Below are 737 nucleotides of genomic sequence, written 5' to 3' on the forward strand. Positions count from 1 at the left end.
GCCCGCCGCCGGCGCGGACCCGCTCCCGGACGGCCCCGGCGTCGCCGACGACGACGCGGAACCCGACGTCCGGGCGGACGGAGTCGCGCCGTCCGCGGGCTCCTCGGCCGGCAGCTCCTCCTCCTGGTCTCCGCTCTCGGTCACCGACTGCTCGGTCGAGGCCCCGGGGTCACCCTGCGGGTCACTGTTCGAGGTGAGCCCGAGGGTCACCACCGTGCCGAGGACCCCGGCCAGCAGCACCCCCGCACCGGCCGCGACCAGATTGCGCCGGGCCCCGCCCAGCATCGCGAAGCGGCCGCCCTCCTCGGCGGCGGTCTTCGGAGCGCCCTGCCGGGACACGACGGCAGTCTCCTCCGGGTACGCCCGCGGCATCGACACGGGGATGACCGTCGGCAGGCCACGGGGCGGCGATGCCTCGAAGCGGTCGACCGGCAGCTCGTCCATCACCGGGGCACCGACCGCGGCCGGTCCGCCGGAACGGTCCTCGACCAGGGCGAGCGCCCTCCTCCCGGCCACCGCACCGGACTTGTCTGCGAGCGCCCCGCGCATGCTGATGGAGGTCTCCAGCTCGGCCCTGGCCCGGTCGAGGTTGCCGGTGCACAGGGCGAGGACGCCCAACTCGTGGTGAAAGTAAGCCTCTTCGGCGACCTCGCCGGCGATCCGGCCGGCTTCCTGGCCGATCCGCAGGGACCTCTCCCAGGCGCTCCAGTGCAGCCCCGCGGCGAAGGCGGGCGAGG

Annotated in this window: 1 pseudogene; it reads right to left on the bottom strand. The window is 75.7% G+C overall.

The features are described 5' to 3' along the window. Window positions 1–737: pseudogene (locus JGS39_RS40335) on the bottom strand (ATP-binding protein); the annotation flags it as partial.

It is taken from the genome of Streptomyces poriferorum, from assembly GCF_019399235.1.
In the GTDB taxonomy this organism is placed as follows: domain Bacteria; phylum Actinomycetota; class Actinomycetes; order Streptomycetales; family Streptomycetaceae; genus Streptomyces; species Streptomyces poriferorum.